The sequence below is a fragment of the uncultured Idiomarina sp. genome (assembly GCF_964010655.1).
In the GTDB taxonomy this organism is placed as follows: domain Bacteria; phylum Pseudomonadota; class Gammaproteobacteria; order Enterobacterales; family Alteromonadaceae; genus Idiomarina; species Idiomarina baltica.
This window is the reverse complement of record NZ_CAXGLS010000095.1, coordinates 1-2120: the sequence shown is the minus strand read 5'-3', so window position 1 is coordinate 2120 and position 2120 is coordinate 1. Positions and strand designations below refer to the sequence as shown.

Here is a 2120-nt window from a genome sequence, read left to right as displayed (position 1 = left end):
CTTTCTAAGCTCTTTTTATAGGGGTCGGCAATATCTTTACCGGTGCCGCCCTCTGAGCGCGCTAACCATTCGCCATAACGCATGAGCTTGCCTCGTGCTTGTGGGTAGCGCTCACTAATAATTTCTTTATGCCGCTGTTCCATCACCAGAATCAAATCGTGGTTATTGACCAACTCGCTGGTGAGTTGTTGCGCTTGGTGGGGCGCTAGGGTCATGCCGCTGTCACGAGCCACCTGCGCGGCATCGTTATCAATGTCGTGGCCATTTAAACCCGAACGTTCCGTCGCCACCCCAGCACTGGCAATGTGCTTGTTCGGCAGCGCTTGCTGTAGCAATTGTTCGCCAATGGGGCTACGGCAAATATTGCCGGTGCATACCACTAAAATTCGGTCAAACATAGTCGTCTCGTCGGGCTCGTATTATTCTTGTAAGTCGCTGCGTGCGCGTGTCACGCTGTAAATTCCCGTCAATGACGGCAAGATCTGGCTCATCACACGGTTCCAACGTGCCACCGGCGCGGCGGTCACAAACACGATATCTCGAGGTTGCATCTCAAACTGCTCTGCCATCACCAATGCGGTGGCGTTGCTGGCATCGAGTTGGAACACCTGTGCCAATTTATCGCTATCCGGCTCAGGCTGGCGGATTACAAAAATGCCTGAGGCATCGGCGGTGGTGTTGTATAGGCCCCCGGCATCGCTCAGCGCCTCGGCAAGGCTCATACCGTAGCGTCCCATCGGGTAGCTTTGGGGTTTACCCACTTCACCCAAGACAAACACTTTACGAAAGTCGTTGCGTGCAATGTTGACGATATCGCCCGCCTGCAAGATAACGTTCTCTTGCGTGTTGCCCTGTTGATAGAGCTCGCGCAATGAGTACTGCATCTCATCATCGCCGCGTTTAAGGGTAACGTCGGTCCAATCCGCCATTTCGGTCAGACCGCCACTTTGCGAGACTGCTTCAATCAGCGTGAGGGGTACATTGCTAATGGGCAAGGTGCCCGGCTTTTTCACTTCACCGGTGACATAAACCCGTTGACTACGGAATGCCGCCACGGTGACGTCCACTTGTGGCTTTTCAATGTAGGTTGAGAGGCGTTCGGTAATCATATCGCGAATTTGTGTTACGCGCTTACCTGCCACATGCAGCTTACCCACGTAAGGATAAAAAATGGTGCCATCGTTATGTACCCAGTTACCCGCCTCAGCCGGACCACGCATAGAGCCTGCCGGAATGGTGAGCTCGGGATGGTCCCAAACGGTAATATTTAAAATATCACCACGACCGACGACGTAATCGTAATCTTGTCGTTGTTGCTCAAGCTGCGGATTGGGGAGTAATTCGGTGCGGGGTTGTTGCTGTTGGAGTCGGCTTAGCAGTTGCGGGGTGATGGGGTGAATATCCACGCGCTGGTTCAGCTCCTCTTGCGAGAGCGGTTCACCGCTGGCGTAGTCTTCATCACTGTCTAGGTGCGCGCCTGGCGCCCATGCACAACTCGATACCAATAAGGTGGTTGCAAAAATGGCTAGTAAACGTCTCATTTAGATTCCAACAGGTTATTTTGTTGTGATTTTAATCGCTCAGTGGCGCAAAGTTTATCACAGACTGACACAATATTAAGTACTGGTTTAGATGGTCCGACGATTGGACACGCTACCGCCCATGAGTTGCGGTCCCCAGTCACCGATGCCGTTATGTGTTCAGCTACGAATTTTAACACGCCGTGAAAAGGACATGCGTCGACACGACTTTACGTCGCGACAGTACAGTATAGTTAGGTTATGTCCTACAAGGAAGAGCGGTATTAGACCAAACGCCGAATCTTTACGCAACAACAAATTTGTTACATTTACACTGTTTGAATATAAAATAACCGCTCTGCAAATATGAAGATAGTCATACGGCACGTTTTACGCATTTTTTACATGAACAGGCTATTCTGTGTGCGCCAACCCTTCTTTGTAAGTCGGGTACATTAACGTATAGCCGGTGCTGCGTAATAACCGGTTACTGCAGCGTTTTGACCCACGCGGTCCGGGTCCTGGCTGCACCGGTTCGTTCAGTGTAATACCGGCTTGTTCGGCCAAGTATTGGTAGACTTGATACTGCTTTGAGGGCTG

At 51.3% G+C, this 2120-nt stretch carries 2 protein-coding genes and 1 pseudogene; all 3 read right to left on the bottom strand.

Annotation, left to right across the window (positions count from 1 at the left end):
* Window positions 1–398, bottom strand: a 398-nt coding sequence (locus ABNS04_RS12440) for a low molecular weight protein-tyrosine-phosphatase (RefSeq protein ID WP_348671611.1), incomplete at its 3' end; no start/stop codon positions are given.
* A gap of 21 nt (window positions 399–419) precedes the next feature.
* Window positions 420–1541, bottom strand: a complete 1122-nt coding sequence (locus ABNS04_RS12435) for a polysaccharide export protein (RefSeq protein ID WP_348671610.1) — start codon at window positions 1539–1541, stop codon at window positions 420–422.
* 393 nt (window positions 1542–1934) lie between these two features.
* Window positions 1935–2120: pseudogene (locus tag ABNS04_RS12430) on the bottom strand (SDR family NAD(P)-dependent oxidoreductase); the annotation flags it as partial.

What these genes read in the sequence shown, in the direction of transcription:
- ABNS04_RS12435 (WP_348671610.1), bottom strand. Translation starts at nt 1,541, where the DNA reads ATGAGACGTTTACTAGCCATTTTTGCAACCACCTTATTGGTATCGAGT.